Origin of the sequence: Hymenobacter perfusus (assembly GCF_003944765.1) — a bacterium.
GTDB classification, from domain to species: Bacteria; Bacteroidota; Bacteroidia; order Cytophagales; family Hymenobacteraceae; genus Hymenobacter; species Hymenobacter perfusus.
Genome location: NZ_RWIU01000002.1, coordinates 240,138 through 257,729 on the forward strand (window position 1 = coordinate 240,138; position 17,592 = coordinate 257,729).

Genomic DNA, 17,592 nt, shown 5'->3' on the forward strand with positions numbered 1-17,592 from the left:
AAACTGGGCTGCCTGCCCCGAAAACTATCCGGTCCGGCAAGTAGGCCGTGCGATACTCCACGGGTAGTTTTCGCTCTGCTAAGTACATGACTATTCCCGCCGGTTGAAGCCCATCGAAGCCGGTTTATCTACGTAAACGTTTGCAGAGGTGAGGGTTTGTGCTAACCGGTAAGTGGGTAATTACTCCTGGTTTTCAATAGCAGTAAAACGGTGTTATGCGCATGAATAGGCCGTTTTCGACTGCGCGGGCGTAAGGCGAAAAACCGTAGCTTTAGACCAGCCGAGCCTGCGTTTTTTGCTTTTCCACCTATCTTCGGCTTCGTTACAGCATTTCAATGCCCCCAGTAAATTTAAAGCGACTTGCGCAGGAGCTGAACCTGTCTATTGCCACGGTTTCGCGGGCCTTGCAGGATAGTCATGAAGTGTCGGCGCAGACCAAAGAGCGGGTGAAGGCTCTGGCCGATGCGCTGGGCTACCAGCCCAACGCCTATGCCAGCAGCCTGCGCCGCAACATCAGCAAAACCATCGGCGTCGTCATTCCCGAAGTCAACAACCACTTCTTTTCCCTGGCCATTAATGGCATTGAGGAAGTGGCCCGCCAGAACGGCTACCACGTGCTCATTTACCTCACCCACGATGACTACGAGCGGGAAGTGGACATCACACAGTACCTCACCGGCGGCCGGGTAGATGGGCTGCTGATGTCGGTGGCCAGCGGCAGCCAGGACTTCGGGCATTTGCAGAAGCTGTATGCCAGCAAGCCCGCCATTGTATTCTTCGACCGGGTGTGCGACGCGCTGAACACGGCCAACGTGACTACCAACGACTACGAAAGCGGCTACCTGGCTACCAAACACCTGCTGGAAGCCGGCTGCCGCCACATTGCGCACCTGCTGCTTTCGGGCAACCTGTCTATCGGGCGTATGCGCATGCAGGGCTACCAGGCCGCGTTGCAGGAGCACGGCCTGCCGTTCGATGAAACCCTGGTGCTAACCGGCTACGGGGATGACGAGCAGAACACGGAATTGATTACTGACCTATTGCGCAGCCGCCCCGAAATAGACGGCATCTTTGCCTCCGTCGAGCGGCTGGCCATCAGCAGCTACCAGGCCTGTCACAACCTAGGGCTGGCCATTCCGGAAACCATCAAAATCATCGGTTTTTCCAACCTGGGCGTGGCTTCCCTGTTGGCACCGGCGCTTACCACCATCACGCAGCCGGCGTATGAAATAGGAAAGGAAGCCGCCCGGATTCTGCTGCGCGCCATCGAAAAGAAAAAGCCCATTCTGCCCAGCCAGAGCCTCACGTTGAAGTCGGAGCTGTTTGCCCGGAAGTCTACCGCTCGTGGGTGAACGGGTTATTTCTGGAGCGTGAACAGCGGCAGGGGCTTCAGCTTAGCATATTTGCCGCCCAGCTGCTCCAGCTCGGCGGTATGCACCTGGAGGTAGTTGTTGAAGCGGGTCGCGGCCTGGTCGTAGCGCACCCGAAAACTGATCAGCTCACCATCGGCCGCCTGAATCTGGTCGGTAAGGGTTTTGATGGCCGCCGCCGGTTCCTGCTCATTCGGGAGCAGCGTATACACCGCGCGCAGCAAGGAATCCTGAGCCGCATCATACGCGTCAATCCGCTCCGATTCGGCCATGGTTTGCTGGGTGTAACGACGGCGGGGCAGCCGGTCGTTGGCGTATTGCAGCTGGGCCAGCTGCTGGCGGTTGGTGCCGGGCTGGGTTGTCAGCTCCCGCAGCAGTTGGCGGGTATCGTGCAGCTTGGTATCGTCGGAAGCCACCATGTCGCTCCAGCGGGCTTCCACGCTGTCCTGCAGAATATCCAGCTGCACCTTCACGGCCTGGGCCGAGGCGGGGTCAATAGGTTTGGGGGTGCGGTTGCAACTGATAGTTGTAAGTAAAGTGGCCAGAGCCAGCAGCATAGAAGCGAGGCGCGTCATAGAAACAGAAGGAGTAGAATGGAGTAGCAAGCCAACGAAAATTTTCCGAAAAACAATCAAACAAAGTAAAGTTCTTCGGCTGGAAAGCCGGCTCACAATGCAGGTTTCTGTAAAAGCCAAAAGGTATATAGCAGATTAGCAACCAGTAAAGCGTAGCGGACCAGCGGCGGCAAGCGGTTTTTCCGGGTAGCCTATGACCGGAGGCCGCCGCAATTGCCTTATCTTTGTGGCCGCTTCATCCACACCTTCATCATTCTCGCGCATGAAAAAGAATTACTTACTGACACTGGGCCTGTTTCTGGCCACTGCCACGGCTTCGCTGGCGCAAGGCACCGAGCTATTTTTCTCCGAATACGACGAAGGAGCCCACCAGAGCGGGGTTACCTACGGCGGCACCACGCCCTCTACCGGCAGCGAGCGGGCCATTGAGGTGTTCAACCCGACCACCAACGCCGTAAACCTGAACCCGTACTCCATCCGCCGCTACTCCAACGGCGCTACTGCCGTGTTCCAGGAGGAGGGTCTGAAGCGTACTTCGGGAGCCAACACGCTGAATACCGCCGATGCCTTCGTGTATGCCTGCGGTGAGGTTACCTTGCCCCAGATCCTGAACGTGGTAGACCAGTTGTGCGCGCCGTATGCCACGGCTCCGGCTGCTACCAACTCGGTGCTGGTGCAGGGCGGAGCTGCTTATTTCAGCGGCAACGACGCCATGGCGCTGGTGCGCTGGACGGGCGCTAACGCCGGTCAGGGCACGCCTATCCTGGTGGATATTTTCGGGGTGATTGGTCAGGATCCGGGTACTTCCTGGTCGGCGGAAGACGCGAACAAGGTGGTGGTTACTTCGGCCAACCAGTCGCTGATTCGTCGCGCCACGGTTTCGGCCGGCACTACGGTAAACCCGCAGCCGCAGGGTGGTACGTCTACTGTTCGCACCGGCTACAACATTGCTACTGAGTGGGAATCTTATTCCACGGCCTTCCCCGGCGGTGTGCAGGACCCCGCTGCCCAGAGCTATTCCCGCTTGGGTGAGCACAACGACTACACCGGTCCGTACGGCTCCTACGCCCCGCTGAAAACCCTGGCGAAGTTCAACTCCGCCATCAGCGTATTCCCGAACCCGGCCAGCGGCCAGGCTTTCGTGGAAATCAAAGGCGCTAAAGTAGGTTCCATCGTAGTGATGAATAGCCTGGGCCAGTCCATCACGGCCCAGCCGCGTGGCCTGAGCGAGGAAACCGTGAAACTCGACGTTTCGCGCCTCACCCCCGGTCTGTACTTCGTGCAGTTCATCTCGCAGGATGGCCAGCTGAAAGTGTACAAAGAGCTGATGGTAAAGTAATCTGCTGCCCGGTGCTGGTCTTTCCGGCCGCGCTGCCGCTTGCTGATTGTACAGGTAAAGAGGCTGTTCCTGCGCGGGACAGCCTCTTTATTGCGTTATAGAAAGTCCGGAAACCTGCTTACCCGCCCGGCGTTGTACCTTTGCGCTCCGGATTTGAGCGGGTGCCCGCAGCCTCCGCCGTACCCGCAGAAACATCAGCGTAACCTCTGAGTATATGACCCCTTTGGATAAAGTAGGCGAGTTTGGCTTGATTCGCCGGATTCAGGAAACCGTACACCTGCAGCAGCCCAGCACCATCCTCGGCATCGGCGACGACGCGGCCATCCTCGCGCCCCCGGCCGGGCAGGAGCTGGTTATCAGCACCGATCTGCTGGTGGAGGGCGTGCATTTCGACCTCACGTTCTGCCCCCTCAAGCACCTGGGCTACAAAGCCGTGGCCGTGAACGTGTCGGACGTGGCGGCCATGAATGCCCTGCCCACGCAAATTGTGGTGGCCTTGAGCGTGCCCTCGCGCTTCTCGGTGGAAGCCGTGGAAGAACTCTACGAAGGTATCCGGCTGGCCTGTGAAGCTTACAATGTAGACGTAGTGGGCGGCGACACCACCGGCAGCCGCTCGGGCCTCACCATCGGCATTACGGCCCTGGGTTTGGCTGAAGCCGGCAAAGCCGTGCGCCGCAGCGGCGCTGGCCCCAACGACCTGCTCTGCGTTACGGGCGACCTGGGTGGGGCCTACCTGGGTTTGCAGGTACTGGAGCGCGAAAAGCAAGCCTGGCAGGCCGACCCCGAAACCCAGCCCGAGCTCAACAAATATCCCTACGTGCTGCAACGCCAGCTCCGCCCCGAGGCCCGTATGGATGTGGTACACGAGTTGCGCGACCTGGGCGTGGTGCCCACCAGCATGATTGACATTTCCGACGGGCTGGCCTCCGAGGTGCTGCACCTGTGCGCCGCCAGCGGCACGGGCGCGCGCATTTTCACCGAAAACCTGCCCATCGCCAACCCCACGCTGGAAGTGGCCGAGGAGTTCAACCTCGACCCCATCATGTGCATGCTCAACGGCGGCGAGGACTACGAGCTGCTCTTCACCGTCCCGCTGTCAGACCACGACAAAATCAAGAACCATCCCGACATCACCATTATCGGCCACATGGTGGACAAGAGCGAAGGCGCGAACCTCATCACCAAAGCCGGCCAGCCTATCCCGCTGCGGGCGCAAGGGTTCAACCACTTCGAGTAGGCCCCTGTCATTGCGAGGAGGTACGACGAAGCAATCCGTCCTTTTCTAAATCTCCAACGCTGACCTACGCAAAAGCCCTTACTCGCACGCAGGAGTAAGGGCTTTTCGTTTCTCAAGGTTTGGCAATCCGAAGAGGAAGGATTGCTTCGCCTCCGGCTCGCAATGACAGTTAGTCCTCGGGGTAGGGGATGTAAACGAAGTTGGTGAACTCCTCGTCGAGCACGAACAGGCAGCAGTACTCGTCGGCGTCGCGGTAGGTGCTTTGGAAGGCTTCAATGCCGTCCTCGCCCACGATGCCCTGCTGCACGAACAGCTCCAGGTAGCTGGCGAATACGTGCCACTCCAGGTTCAGCTCGTCGGCGTTGATGAGCAGGCCGCCCAGCGGCACCTCCTGGCGGGCAAACACGAAGATGGGATACTTAGAAATATCCCGCTTACGGATCTGCGAGGAAGCCTCGCTCAGCGTATCGGAAACGGTAGCAAAGTCCTTGGTGATGGTGCCGAGGTATTTGCCGTTCAGTTCAGGGTCGTTGGTGTAGTCCATGTTGTTCGGAATTCTTAGGTCACTGTTTTAATATTGTAACACTATGTATTCAATCTTGCTGCTTTCCGAAGATTATTTCTCGGGTCTAATATTTTTATTCGAAGCGTTAGTAACTGCTGCCCTTTATGGATTAGCCTTGTTCTTTCTGCTTTACAAGCGTCGTACATCAAAATTAAAACCGATTGGGGTTGGCCTTGCATGTGTATTGGCCGTTATCGGGTTACGTGCTTGGCCAGAGCCCAATTTGCGTGGAGGATATAGTACTTCAGAATATGTCCTGGTATTATTTCTATGTATGCCATTGATGGTATCAGGAATCGTTTATTTTTCCTCGCGAAATTTACCTAATGAATAACGATTTTATAAAATATACCCTACTGTTACTTCAACTCCAGCAGCACCACATTCTCCACGTGATGGGTGTGCGGGAACATATCCACGGGCTGCACTTTTACCACTTCGTAGGCTTCATCCAGTAGCTCCAGGTCGCGGGCCTGGGTGCCGGGGTTGCAGCTGACGTACACGATGCGGGAGGCGCGCATTTCCAGCAGGCGGGCCACTACGTCGGGGTGCATGCCGGCGCGGGGCGGGTCGGTGATGACCACGTCGGGGCGGCCGTGCTGCTGGATGAACTCGGCGTTGAGCACGTCCTTCATGTCGCCGGCGTAGAACTCGGTGTTGGTAGTGCCGTTGATTTCGGAATTGATGTAGGCGTCCTTCACGGCCGATTCCACATACTCCACGCCCACGACGTGCCTGGCCTGCCGGGCCACGAAGTTGGCGATGGTGCCGGCCCCGGTGTAGAGGTCATAGACCAGCTCCGAGCCGGTGAGCTGGGCGAAGTCGCGGGTGATTTTGTAGAGGTTGAAAGCGCCCTCGGAGTTGGTCTGGTAGAAGGATTTCGGGCCGACGCGGAAGCGCAGGCCTTCCATTTCCTCGTGAATGTGCGGCTCGCCCTTGTAGCATACCACCTCCAGGTCGTGGAAGGTTTCGTTGCCCTTGTCGTTGAGCACGTAGTTGAGGGAGGTGATTTGCGGGAATCGCTCGTGCAGGAAATCCAGCAGCGGCACCAGCGCGTCGTGGGCGTAGTAGCACTGCAGAATCACCATCAGGTCGCCGGTGTTGGCCGTCCGGATGATGAGGTTGCGCAGGAAGCCCTCCTGGGTCACGAGGTTGTTGAAGGGCAGCTCGTGCTCCAGGGCGTAGTCGCGCACGGCCAGCCGGATCTGGTTGCTGGGGTCGGGCTGCAGCCAGCAGTGGTTGATGTCGAGAATCTTATCGAAGCGGCCGGGGGTGTGGAAGCCCAGCACGCGCCGCTCGTAGTTGTGGCCGCTGGCAATCTGCTCATTCGTCAGCCAGCCGTTGTGGCTGAAGGTGTATTCCAGTTTGTTGCGGTAGTAGGTCTGGTCGGGGGAGGCCTGAATCGGCAGGATTTCGGGCAGGGCCACCTTGCCGATGCGCTGCAACGTATCAGCCACCTGCTGGTGCTTGAACTGGAGCTGGGTTTCGTAGCCCAGGTGCTGCCACTTGCAGCCGCCGCAGGTACCGAAATGCTCGCAGAACGGCTGCACGCGCAGCTCGGAATACTTGTGGAAGTGCGTAGGTACGGCCTCCAGGAAGTTCTTTTTGGCCTTGGTCACGCGCAAATCCACCACGTCGCCGGGGGCCACTTGCGTCACAAAGATGACCAGGTTCTCGCGGCGCACCAGGCACTTGCCCTCGGCCACCATGTCGGTAATTTCGACTTCGCGGAGCAGCTCCGCCGGGATGTTTTTCACTGATTTCCTCACCCGACAAAGGTAATCACTGATTCCACGGATTTTTTCGCGGATTTTGTGGCCGATTGTCCGGGCGTTGGGGCCGGGTCGGGAGCCGTTGGGAACAGGCTTCGGAAGTCGTGTCGAAGCATCCGGAGGTCTTGTCGAAGACCTTAAAAGCTAGGGTAGCATCTGGAGGGCCGTGGTGGTGGGTAGGAACAGGACGGCGTCAAACTCCCGGCGCAGGTCGTGGCGCAGAAACTGCGTTGGCGGCAGCGTGTAGCCTACGTCGCGCAGCAGCAGGTTCTGGTGCAGCCACTGGGTGCCGGCGGTGAGGCCCACGGTGCGCAGGTTTAGGTAAGAGAGAGGAAGCCGGGCGGCCTGGAAATAATACTCGTAGCTGCCCGGCTCGGCAGCTGGCGCTACGGCCGTGCGGAAGCCGGCGCCGCCGTCTGTCGTGCGGAAACTGCCGGCGTTGAAGGCCGTGCCCAGCGCCACGTAGTCGGGGCCGTAGGTGGCCCGCAGCCGCTGGCCGGTGCCGTTGGTGGCGGCCAGTACCGTGTTGTTCGCCAGTACTGCCAGCCGGCCGCCGGGAGCCTGCTGGTGCAGCCAATGAATGTTCTCGGCCAGGGTGTTGGCGCGGTAGGTGGCGGACAGGTCCAGGTCGAGGGTGTGCTGACCGGCAAACTGCTCCAGCAGCACCAGTAACTGACGTTGCAGGGCAGCTTCGGGCAAAAGCAGGCTGCCGCTCAGGCGGTTTTGCTCGTCTAGGGCCGTACGTATCTGCTGCAAAGCCGCCCGCGCTGCCGTGAGCTGCGGAGCGGTTTTGCCGGGTTCGGTGAAGGGGTTCAGGCGAATAGCAGCGGCGGACAGCTGGTGTAGCTGGCGGCCCAGTTCATTTAGTTGGGCCCGTAAGGCGGTAGCGCGTTCGGGTAGCATTTCCCGCAGATAAGCCGTGAGGGCCGTGGGCTGTTGGCATTCCAGCCCCCACACCTGCACTTTGCTGGTGGCCCGCTCATTGTAAGTGCGCAGCCACTGGACCAAGGCTAGGGTTTCGGGGGAGTTATAGGAGCCCAGGTCCTGCACCAGCTGGCGCGGGTTGCCTTGGCCGGTTTGCAGGTAGTCGTTCAGGGCGAGGCAGGCGGCGGCATCGGCTTCCAGGGCCACCGTGCGCAGGGCCTTCTGCTCGATGAGGTAGCGCAGTAGGCGGTGGCGCAGCTGGGCAGTTTCGCGGGAGCCGTAGGTCATTTCGCCCAGGCCGATAACCTGGGCTTTACCCACCAGCTTGCCCAGCGCGGCCAGGTCTTTGGTGTCGCCGGCATCGGGCAGGGTGGTGCGCAGCGGTACGGCGGTTTGCCGGAGCCAGGCCAGTTCCGCCGCCGTGGGTAGGGCCGGGGCGGCGAGGTCACGGGGCGGGGCGTAGGGCTTGCCATCTACTAGCAGCTGCACGTTATCCACCCACACCGGCCCCGCGCCCGCCAGGCGCAGCCCCAGCACCAGCTGCGTGTAATAGGCATTCCAGGTGGTTGGTACTTCCACCCGAAACGGCTGCCACCCGGTGCCGGGTTGGGCGGTAGTGGTCAAGGGCAGCTCTCGCAATGGCTCCCGGGCACCGCGCCGGCCTTCCGGGCCGTTGCTTTCGGCCAGTAGGGTGTAGTACAGCGCGGGTGCCGGTGTAGCTGCCGCGTACCGCAGCTGGCCCTGCACTACCAGCGTTTTGCCACGCAGGGCGGAATCCAGCGGGGCCTGGCCGAGGTAGGCGTAAACCGGGGCGTCAGCACGGCCAGGTTCCAGCCGCCGGCTGTACCGGCCGTGCGCGGGTCCCGCTGAGTCGGGCCGGGTGCGGTAGCGCGGGTCGGGGAGGGCGGCGGGGCGGCGCTCAAAGTCCCAGTCGGGCTGGCGGGCGGCGGCGCTGAGCAGCAGCGGCTCGGTGCCGGGTAGGAGCTGGTCGGGGTAGCGCTGGCCGGGACCCCACTCTATGCGCACGTCATCCAGCCACACGCGCCCCTGGCCCAGAAACCGCAACCCCAGCAGCAGACTGGTGGCTCCGGCCGGGACCGGCAGCTGAATCTGTACGCGCCGCCACTCCGAGTTGGTCGGTAGGTTTGGGGTGGAGAAGTCGTCGTTGCTGGCCAGGTTTTCGCCCGCCGTGGCCGTTTGGGCATGGGCGTAGAGAAAGGCTTTGCCGGTGAAGTTTTGCGTCCGGAGCTGCCCGCTGATGGTAACCGTGTGCCCGCGCAGGGAGTCGACGGGCGAAATGCTGGTGTACACGGCCCCGCCCACGGGCTCCTCGGCTGTACTCAGATCCAGCAGCAGACTACCCCTGCCGCTGGCGGCTTTGGTGAGCGTATCCAGCCGCAACACGCGCGCCGATAGCGCCGGAATCCGGGTATTCCACAGCAGGAGGGGCTGGTGGCGGTTGGCTTCGGGCTCAAAACTGAGGTTGAGCCGGGCCTGGGCGTACCCGAAATCCGGGACTAGAATGAGCAGCAGCAGGTATAGGTAGCGCATAGAACACGGGAAGAAGAGCAAGCAAAAAGGCCGCCCGGCTATTCCGAACGGCCTTTTACCAGGTGCTAGTATCGGCTAGCGCGCAATTTCAAACCATCCCTTATAGCTGGTGCCGTCCTCGAGCTTGAACAGGTAGTAGTACATGCCCGCGCTCTGCTCCTGACCGCCGAAGTCGTTGCGGTAGTTGCGGGTTTCGTAGACCTGCTTGCCCCAGCGGGAGAAGATGGTGAGCGTATTGCGCGGGTACAGGGCCACATTATCAATCACCAGCACGTCGTTTTTACCGTCGCCGTTCGGGGTGATGATGTTGTAGAAGCCCAGCTTGTTCTCGAATGCCACGCAGGCATCATTGGACGAAGAAGTGCGGGCCGTAGCCTCGGTGCTGACAGCCTGCACCCGAAAGCACTGGTTGAAGCCGGCCGTGCTGCTGGGCAGGTCGAGGCTCAGGACGGAAGCCGCCACGGTGGCTACTACCTCCGAGGTGCCGTTATCGGCCACGCGGCTTACGCGGTATTCCTTCACCGAGAAGCCCTGGTAGGCTGACCAGTTCACCGCCACTTTCCCCACGTTGCGGCCGCCGGTGCTCTGGGTGGCGGTGGCTTTGGTGAGGATGGTGGTGTGCTGCTGGCTGCTGAGCACGGTGCCGCAGGCGTTAGTCAGGTTGATCTGGTACTGGTAGGCCTTGCTGTCGGCGTCCACCGAGTTGTCGGTGAAGGTGGTAGCCGTGTTGGTCACGTTGCCCACCGTGGTGTAAGCCCCGGTGCTGCCCGCGTCGCGTCGCAGAATCTGCACGCGGTTGGTGTTGCCCGTGTTGTTGGGAATCTGCAGTGCCAGCGTGATGCTCCGGTCACTGGCAGCGGCATCCACGGAGGCGGTGTTCAGGGCCACGGCGGCGTTGTCGGGGCGAATGGTGAAGGTGGCGGCGCAGCTCTGGCTGGTGGTTTCCGTTACGCTCAGCACAGCATTGGTAGCGCCGGCGGGTACGTCAATAGTCACGGTGCCGGTGCCCTGGCCGCTGGTAATGGTGCCGCCCGTAAGCGTCCACTGATACTGGCCACCCATGAGGGCCGCAGTAGAGAAGCTGAGGCCGGTGCGCGACTCGGGGCAGAAGCTGGCCGGGCCGGTAATAGCCAGCGGCGGTACCACCAGGAAGGTTTTGGTGTAGGGCAGGCCTACGCAGCCATTGGAGTTGGTTTCGCGGATGGTAACGGTGTAAGGCGTGGCGCTGGCGGCCGGTACGGGCAGCGTAAGCGTGTTGCCGGTACCCGTGACGGTGGTGCCGTTGAAGGTAAAGGCGTAAGTGGAGTTGGCCGCGCCGGGCAGGGCAAACGTGAGGTTGCCGGCCCCGGCACACACGCGGCTCGGCCCACTGATAGCCAGGTTAGTGGCGGGCGCGGGCAGCACGTTTACGTAGAGCGTGTCACTGGTGCCCCGGCAGATGCCACCGGCCGGGTTGCTCGATTCCGTGACCACCAGCTTCACCAGGCCGGTACGCGTCCAGTTCACCTGCACGGCGGCCTGGTTGGTGCTTATCTGCGTGCCGCCCACAATCTGCCAGGCATACACTGAACCGTTGGTGTACTGCGTCTGGTAGGTAAACGGGCCGGCGTTGATGCATACCTGCACCGGGCCGGTGGGCCGCTGGGTAGCCAGCTGCTGATTCACGCGCACCGGCAGCGTAATGGTGTCCGATGAGCAGCCGAAGGAGTTCAGCTGGAATGCCTTTACAGCTGCCGCCGCCGTGGCCCCGCCCCAGTTGACGGTAATGCTGGGAGTACCCTGGCCGCTGGCAATAGTACCGCCCGTTACCTGCCACTGGTACGCCGTGTTGCGCGGACTTCGGATGCTGTAGGCCACGCTCTGTACCGTGGGGCACACCGATACGGAGCCCTGGATGCTGTCGGGCAGCGGCCGTGGGTTCACGGTGAGGCGTACCGTGTCGCGCGAAGCGCAGCCCAGGCCGGTAGTAGCCGTCACTACGTAGGTCAGCGTAATTGGCGACTGAGTGGCATTGCGGGCTGTGAAAACCGGCCGGGCAGCAGTGCTGCTGCTCAGGTTGGCGGCCGGGCTCCACTGGTAGGTATAGCCCGCCAGCGCCGAGGTACCGATAGTCACCTTTTTTCCGTCGCACAGCGCCGCATCGGGGCCGGCATTGGCCACGGCGGCCGGGTTCAGGGTGATGGTTACGGTGCTGGTATTCGTGCAGCCTTGGGCCGTGGTGGCCGTAACGGTATAGGTGAATGTTTGAGCCGCGCCGGTTGTATTCGCCAGGCTGAAAACCGGTTGGGCGGCGGTGCTGCTGCTCAGACCGGTTGCCGGGCTCCACTGGTAGGTGTAGCCAGTAATGGCAGCCGAGCCCAGCGTAATGGCTTCCCCCGAGCACACGGCCCGGCTGCTGCCCGCACTGGCTACCGCCGCCGGATTAATGGTGATACGCACCGTATCCCGGCTCACGCAGCCCTGCGCCGTGGTAGCCGTCACCACGTAGCTGACCAGCTGGGGCGCGGTGCTGGTATTGGGGAGGGTGAGAACGGGCTGAGCTGCCGTGCTGCTGCTCAGTCCGGTGGTGGGGCTCCACTGGTAGGTCTGGACGGCAATGGCGGCCGTTCCCAGCGTTACCGCAATGCCGGAGCAGGTGGCCCGGTCGGGGCCGGCATCGGTCACGGCGGCCGGGTTCAGCGTAACGGTTACGGTGCTGGTGTTGGTGCAGCCTTGGGCCGTGGTGGCCGTAACGGTATAGGTGAATGTTTGAGCCGCGCCGGTTGTATTCGTCAGACTAAAAACCGGTTGGGCGGCGGTGCTGCTGCTCAAGCCAATTGCCGGGCTCCATTGGTACGTGTAGCCAGTAATGGCAGCCGAGCCCAGTACCGTTGTTTCCCCGGAGCATACGGCGCGGTTGCTGCCCGCATCGACTGTAGCCAGCGGATTTACGGTTACCGTTACCTGCCGGGTAATCGTGCAGATGCCATCCGTTGTCAGTACGGTGTAGATGGTGGTCTGGGTGGGGGCTACCGTGATGCTGGTTCCCGTAAACGTCTGGCCGGTGCTGCTGGTCCAGGTGTACGTCTGGCCCCCGCTGGCCGTGAGGGTGGCCGAGGAGCCCACGCAGATGCTCACATCGGCACTTACGCTCAGGGTACCGGTGCGTATGTCTACGTTGCGAACTATCGAATCGGTAGGACAGCCCAGGCTGGAAACGCCGCGCAGGGTAAGCGTGCCGGTACTTGCCGTGCCCCACAGCACCTGCACCGTACCGGCAGTAGCCGTGCCCTGAATCATGCCGCCGCGCACCGTCCAGCGGTAGGAGGCGGGAGCCGGTCCGGCGGCCGTGTACGTGCGGGGTTGCGCCCGGTCACAGATGATGGAGTCACCCAGAATGCGGTTGGGGCCGGCGGCGCGGGTAATGGTAATCCGGAAAATCTCCGAAATGCTCTTGCTGCCGCAGGTATTGTCGCTCACGGTAACCACCACATCGTAGGGTGTAGCGCGGGCATTGCCACAGCGGGAGTTCAGCTGAAAGCTGCCCGTCACGCTGCCCGTCCCCGTGATGTTTACGCTGCCCGTGGGGCTGCCCGCCGGTACCACGCCCTGGTTGCCGTTCACGCTAAAATCAAACGGGCCGGTGCCATCCAAAAGCGGGCTATTTACTTTCATTGTCAATGATTTGCCTTCAGGGTCAGTCGAGGTAACGTTGAAGGCAATGGGCCGGCCTTCCTCCACTGTGAAATCCTTGACCACTACCGAAGGCGGCGTAAATACCGGGGCCTGGTTGGGCTGGCACTGCCGGGCTACCAGTTGCACGTCGCGCCGGGTGCTTCCCACCAGTACTTCCCGCCCATTAATGGTACGGTATTCCTTCACGTCCACCGCTACCACAAACTTGCCCTGAATAGGAGCCGCGTAGCGGCTCAGGCCGGTGCTGGCATTCAGCGAAGCGAAACTGCCGGCGCCCGGCCCAAAAGGCTGGGTTACGCTGTATCCGTTGGCGTACGTGACCAGTTGAGGTGGCGGCGTGAAGCCCCCGAATGGTGAGTTGCCCTGGTAAGGGGTGCCAAAGGAATAAATCAGCCGGTCGCCGTCGGCATCGTAGGCATTATTGATGATAATACTGGTGTCCCCGGTGCAGATAACGGCTACGGCGGTATCCGAAAAAACCGGCGACGTATTCGGAATCAGGGGTGGGGCCATGTCCGTGTACAGCGTCATGTTGGTGTTGCCGGGGTTCTGCAGGTTGGTAACATCCACGTTGCGGGCAATGTCGGTGTACACGGCGTAGTAGCCATCAAACGACAGCGGCAGGTTCACGATGGTCACGTACTTGGCCAGCGTCACGCGGGGCGGCTGGCTGCCGGGCAGCGTGCAGCCCCCAGGCGCGGGGGGCGTGATTTCGGCAAAGCTGGTCCGCGGCACCGTCATGGTTAAAATCCGGGCCCCACCCTGCGACTTATTGTAGAAGGCAATGTCCACGCTGGGGCGGCCATCGGGCGCTGCCGAGCCGGCTTCCTTATTCAGGTAAACAAGGACCGTTACCTGATACCGGTACTGGGCATTGGACGGACCATTGGCGTCCAGATACTTGTAGTTCATTTCGCCGCCCAGCAGGTGAGTGGCCGCCGCCGGCCGGATTCCCGCCAACAGGCAGATAAGCACCAGCAAACAGGTACGCAGTAAAGGTGTGCGCATACGCCAGAATCAGGATAAGAAGTAAGGAAAGGGAAGCTGCCTGAGCGGCCGGCCGTGGGGCCGGAAAAAGCGCCGGCCGGGCTAGTCGCGCAGCACGCGGCGAATGGCACTCTGGCCGTGGCTGCCCCGCAGGCGCAGTACATACAGGCCCCGGGGCAGCCCGCTCAGGTCGATGCCGGCATCGGCGGCGGTGCCCAGGCGCAACTGGCCCCGGTACACGCAGGTGCCCAGCATGTTTTCCACCGCCACGGAATAGGTGTCAGCGGCCCGGGCATTGGCGAGGCGCAGGTGCAGGTGTCCATCGGTGGTGGGGTTGGGAAAAACCGTCAGGGCCGGCAGGGATTGGGCCTCCTGCGTGGCCGTAGCGGGTACCACCTGCACGCTGTAGTCCTCAATCTCCGTGTTGGGCTGCGCAGTAGTACCCGTGCAGGCGTAGGCCGAGTTGTTGTTGAGGCGGGCAATGATGCGCATGCGGGTGAAGCCCACTACGCTTTGCAGGGCCGGTACCGGCACCGGAATGGTAGCGGGGTTGGTGCTGATCTGATTGGAAACCAGTTCAGAAGTAGCAAAGAATCCGTCCCGGTTCCAGTCTACCCACACCGTGGTCACGCGCTGAAAATTCGCGTTGGCGGTTACCGTAAGGGTAGAGGATTGGCCCTGGCGCAGCGTCATGATCTGGCCGGCATAGTTGCCGTAGCCGTTGGTATTGGCGCCGGAGGCGTTGCTGAACGTAGTCGCCTGCGGAGTGGTCAGGCTCACGTTGGTTATCCAGAAAGCCGCATTGTCGCCGAGGGCGGTACAGTACTGCACGCAGGGCACCGTTACCACCACGTAGTTGGCGCGCGTAACAGTGGTGGTGCCGAAGGCGTTGGTCGCCCTCAGGCTCACAGTGTACGAGCCGGTGTTGGCGTAGGTGTGGCTGGGGTTCTGCAGGATGCTGGTGGAACCGTCGCCAAACGTCCAGAGCCAGCCGGTAGGCGCGTTCTGGCTGATATCTGTGAACTGGATAGCGGCCTGGCAGGAGCCGGCAGTGTAGTTGGAGGTGAAGTCGGCGGTGGGCGGGCTGGTATTAGCGCGCACCGTCACGGTGTAATCCTCCGCTTGGCCATACTGAACACCGTCGCAGGCCGTGAAGGAGGAGCCTACGTAATCGGAAACGACGCGCAGGCGCAGAGGCTGGTTGAGTACCGCCGTGGCCGGCACCAGAAACGTACCGGTCGGATTGCTCGTGTTCAACGCCTGAAAAATCTGCTCCCCGCTGCCGAAAGTCCCGTCGTTATTCAGGTCCAGCCACACCCGCGTATCCTGCGGGTTGCCGGGGCCGGTCGTCAGGCGCAGCGTATACCGGTTGCCAACGGTTACTTCCACCTTGCCGTTGCAGGTAAAATCCTCGTAGCCCGCCTGCCCATTGGCCGAAATCTGGGTGAGGGTGCCCAGAGTAAACTGCGTGATACCGTAGCCGCAACAGAACGCCGCCGTAGCCGGAGCGCAGGTCGCGGCCACCGGCACCACGTTATCATAGGTGATGTACGAGGCGCGGGTTTTGGTATTGCTGCCCACACTGTTGCTGGTGGTAAGAGTCACGGTGAACGTGCCGGCCGTAGTGTACTGGTAGCTGGGGTTCTGCAACAGGCTGGTGGTGCCGTCGCCGAAGTCCCAGCGCCAGGCAGTGGGCCCGTTCTGACTCTGGTCGGTAAACTGCACGGTGCCCGAGCAGGTACGCGTTTGGTCGGCCACAAAATCCGTTACCGGAGCCTGAGTGCTGGCCGAGGCAATAACCGCGTAGTCTTCCGTCTGGGAGTACTGCGGCGTGGAGCAGGGAGAAGGCAGGGTCGCGTTTACGTAGTCGGCAGCCACGCGCAGCCGCAGCCGCACGCCCGTTATCGTGCCGCTGGGCAGCCGCACCGTGCCGGTATGGGTGCGTTTGGTGTTGCTGCTGAACAAGAGCTCCGACGTGGGGCTGAAGGTGCCGTCATTGTTCAAATCGGCCCACACCCGTACGTTCTCATCGGCGTTGGTATTGGTCCGGATGCTGATGGGAACATCGGCCCCGATAATGAGCGTGGCCGCCCCCAGTGTGCAGGAGTAATCCTTATAGCCGTCCTGGATGCCCGGCGTTGTGTTGTTGATGGTGCCCAGCGTGACGTTCAGAATGCCCATGCCAAACGGAATATTGGCCGTAGGGGCACTGCCGGGCGTACAGGCACTGGCGGCCGGCGGGCAACTCTGGGCCTGTGCCACCGATGAAAACAGGGGTAAAGCCAGGGCTAGTAAACCAGCGGCATAGCGCACCTTGCCACCCAAAATAGTACGTAAGGGTTGCGTCATAGATAAGCACGTAAAAGGCGGGGGAGGGAAAGGTCGAAGGTAACCGCAATCCGGTACAAAATACAATTTTCCCGGCCGCGAATTCAATATAGAAACCAAGGGGGAAGTAGGCTGCCACCAATCGGTAAATTGCGGCTGTACGCCGATAGGCTGCCAAAAATACCCGTAGTTTTGCCCGCCTTCTATGGCGGTTTTCTCACGCCTTCTTCCCTCATGAAAGATAAAGTAGTCCTCATCACGGGCGGCACTTCCGGCATTGGTCGGGCTACCGCCCTGGCCTTCGGGCAGGCCGGGGCCCGCGTGGCCATTACCGGCCGCGACGAAATCAAGCTCCAAAGCACCGCCGAAGAGCTGGCCCGCCTGGGCATCCAGTACCTCACCATACGCGCCGACGTAGGCGTGGAAGCCGACTCGGAGCGGGCCGTACGCGAAACCGTAGCCGCTTTCGGCCGCCTCGATGTGCTCATCAACAATGCCGGCATCAGTATGCGCGCCCTCTTCCGTGACGCCGACCTGGACGTTATCCGGCAGCTGATGCAAACCAACTTCTTCGGAACGGTATACGCCACCAAATTCGCGCTGCCGCACATCACGCAGGCCAAAGGCTCCATTGTGGGCGTCAGCAGCATTGCGGGCTACCGGGGGCTGCCGGGCCGAACCGGATACTCGGCCTCCAAGTTTGCCATGCACGGCTTTCTGGAGGCTCTGCGCACCGAGCTGCTGCCCCAGGGAGTACATGTATTACTGGCCTGCCCCGGCTTCACGGCATCCAACATCCGCAACGTAGCCCTGGCCGCCGATGGCTCCCGGCAGGGCGAGTCGCCGCGGGACGAGCAGAAGATGATGAGTAGCGAGGAAGTGGCGGGCTACCTAGTAGCGGCCGTGCGCGAGCGGCGGCGCGACCTGGTGCTTACCAGCACGGGCAAACTCACCGTCTTCCTCAATAAATGGCTGCCCGGGCTGGCCGATAAGCTGGTGTTGAATCACTTCCGAAAAGAAGAGCCGGATTTCGTACTGTAAACCAGCCGCCGCATATTTCTTTGTAGTAGGTAGCCGGAAGAACTGCCGGGTTTTGCATTCCAGTGCATTACCCGGCAGCTCTTTCTTGCTCGTGCGCAGGAGGTAGTGAGACTAGACCGCCACATGAGAAATGTGAATTCTTCAAAGAAGAAGGTCCTATAGTACATACTTGTCGGCTTACAAAAGCCGGGCTGTGGAGCAGATGCAGAAAAAGTGTTTGTATTCTGC

11 protein-coding genes are annotated in these 17,592 nt (G+C 61.3%); 5 read left to right on the top strand and 6 right to left on the bottom strand.

The window, feature by feature from the left end; all coding sequences use genetic code 11:
- Positions 1–335: 335 nt before the first annotated feature.
- On the top strand, positions 336–1,352 hold the full coding sequence (locus tag EI293_RS07215) for a LacI family DNA-binding transcriptional regulator (RefSeq protein ID WP_125436480.1): 1,017 nt from the start codon (positions 336–338) through the stop codon (positions 1,350–1,352).
- A 5-nt stretch (positions 1,353–1,357) separates the two neighbouring features.
- Here the strand turns inward: EI293_RS07215 and EI293_RS07220 are convergent, their stop codons facing one another.
- Positions 1,358–1,945: a hypothetical protein gene (locus tag EI293_RS07220; RefSeq protein ID WP_125436481.1), complete on the bottom strand. Its 588-nt coding sequence runs from the start codon at positions 1,943–1,945 to the stop codon at positions 1,358–1,360.
- Positions 1,946–2,207: 262 nt separating this feature from the next.
- Between EI293_RS07220 and EI293_RS07225 the strand changes: the two genes are divergently transcribed.
- Positions 2,208–3,284 carry a T9SS type A sorting domain-containing protein gene (locus EI293_RS07225; RefSeq protein ID WP_170170287.1) on the top strand — a complete coding sequence of 359 codons (1,077 nt, stop codon included), beginning with the start codon at positions 2,208–2,210 and terminating at the stop codon, positions 3,282–3,284.
- A gap of 214 nt (positions 3,285–3,498) precedes the next feature.
- Positions 3,499–4,521, top strand: coding sequence for a thiamine-phosphate kinase (thiL, locus tag EI293_RS07230; protein WP_125436483.1), 1,023 nt, complete (start codon positions 3,499–3,501; stop codon positions 4,519–4,521).
- Positions 4,522–4,690: 169 nt separating this feature from the next.
- Here the strand turns inward: thiL and EI293_RS07235 are convergent, their stop codons facing one another.
- Entirely contained in the window at positions 4,691–5,065 is a 375-nt protein-coding gene (locus EI293_RS07235; RefSeq protein WP_125436484.1) for a hypothetical protein, read from the bottom strand.
- A 43-nt stretch (positions 5,066–5,108) separates the two neighbouring features.
- Between EI293_RS07235 and EI293_RS07240 the strand changes: the two genes are divergently transcribed.
- Positions 5,109–5,420 carry a hypothetical protein gene (locus EI293_RS07240; RefSeq protein ID WP_125436485.1) on the top strand — a complete coding sequence of 104 codons (312 nt, stop codon included), beginning with the start codon at positions 5,109–5,111 and terminating at the stop codon, positions 5,418–5,420.
- Between the two features lie 25 nt (positions 5,421–5,445).
- Here EI293_RS07240 and rlmD read toward each other — a convergent pair whose 3' ends face one another.
- The 4 genes from rlmD to EI293_RS07260 form a co-directional block, all read right to left on the bottom strand.
- A complete protein-coding gene (gene rlmD, locus EI293_RS07245; protein ID WP_394343392.1) occupies positions 5,446–6,855 on the bottom strand; it encodes a 23S rRNA (uracil(1939)-C(5))-methyltransferase RlmD in 1,410 nt (469 codons plus the stop codon).
- Positions 6,856–7,002: 147 nt separating this feature from the next.
- Positions 7,003–9,333, bottom strand: a complete 2,331-nt coding sequence (locus EI293_RS07250) for an erythromycin esterase family protein (RefSeq protein ID WP_125436486.1) — start codon at positions 9,331–9,333, stop codon at positions 7,003–7,005.
- Between the two features lie 75 nt (positions 9,334–9,408).
- Complete coding sequence (locus tag EI293_RS07255) at positions 9,409–14,016, bottom strand: T9SS type B sorting domain-containing protein (RefSeq protein WP_125436487.1); 4,608 nt, start codon at positions 14,014–14,016, stop codon at positions 9,409–9,411.
- Positions 14,017–14,097: 81 nt separating this feature from the next.
- Positions 14,098–16,344, bottom strand: a complete 2,247-nt coding sequence (locus EI293_RS07260; RefSeq protein ID WP_125436488.1) for a GEVED domain-containing protein — start codon at positions 16,342–16,344, stop codon at positions 14,098–14,100.
- A gap of 213 nt (positions 16,345–16,557) precedes the next feature.
- On the opposite strand from EI293_RS07260, the gene EI293_RS07265 reads away from it, so the two are divergent.
- Positions 16,558–17,364, top strand: coding sequence for an SDR family oxidoreductase (locus EI293_RS07265; protein ID WP_125436489.1), 807 nt, complete (start codon positions 16,558–16,560; stop codon positions 17,362–17,364).
- Positions 17,365–17,592: the final 228 nt, after the last annotated feature.

Bases quoted from the DNA above. Each gene is read 5' to 3' on its own strand.
- EI293_RS07215 (WP_125436480.1), top strand. From the start codon at position 336: ATGCCCCCAGTAAATTTAAAGCGACTTGCGCAGGAGCTGAACCTGTCT.
- EI293_RS07220 (WP_125436481.1), bottom strand. From the start codon at position 1,945: ATGACGCGCCTCGCTTCTATGCTGCTGGCTCTGGCCACTTTACTTACA.
- EI293_RS07225 (WP_170170287.1), top strand. From the start codon at position 2,208: ATGAAAAAGAATTACTTACTGACACTGGGCCTGTTTCTGGCCACTGCC.
- thiL (WP_125436483.1), top strand. From the start codon at position 3,499: ATGACCCCTTTGGATAAAGTAGGCGAGTTTGGCTTGATTCGCCGGATT.
- EI293_RS07235 (WP_125436484.1), bottom strand. From the start codon at position 5,065: ATGGACTACACCAACGACCCTGAACTGAACGGCAAATACCTCGGCACC.
- EI293_RS07240 (WP_125436485.1), top strand. From the start codon at position 5,109: ATGTATTCAATCTTGCTGCTTTCCGAAGATTATTTCTCGGGTCTAATA.
- EI293_RS07250 (WP_125436486.1), bottom strand. From the start codon at position 9,333: ATGCGCTACCTATACCTGCTGCTGCTCATTCTAGTCCCGGATTTCGGG.
- EI293_RS07255 (WP_125436487.1), bottom strand. From the start codon at position 14,016: ATGCGCACACCTTTACTGCGTACCTGTTTGCTGGTGCTTATCTGCCTG.
- EI293_RS07260 (WP_125436488.1), bottom strand. From the start codon at position 16,344: ATGACGCAACCCTTACGTACTATTTTGGGTGGCAAGGTGCGCTATGCC.
- EI293_RS07265 (WP_125436489.1), top strand. From the start codon at position 16,558: ATGAAAGATAAAGTAGTCCTCATCACGGGCGGCACTTCCGGCATTGGT.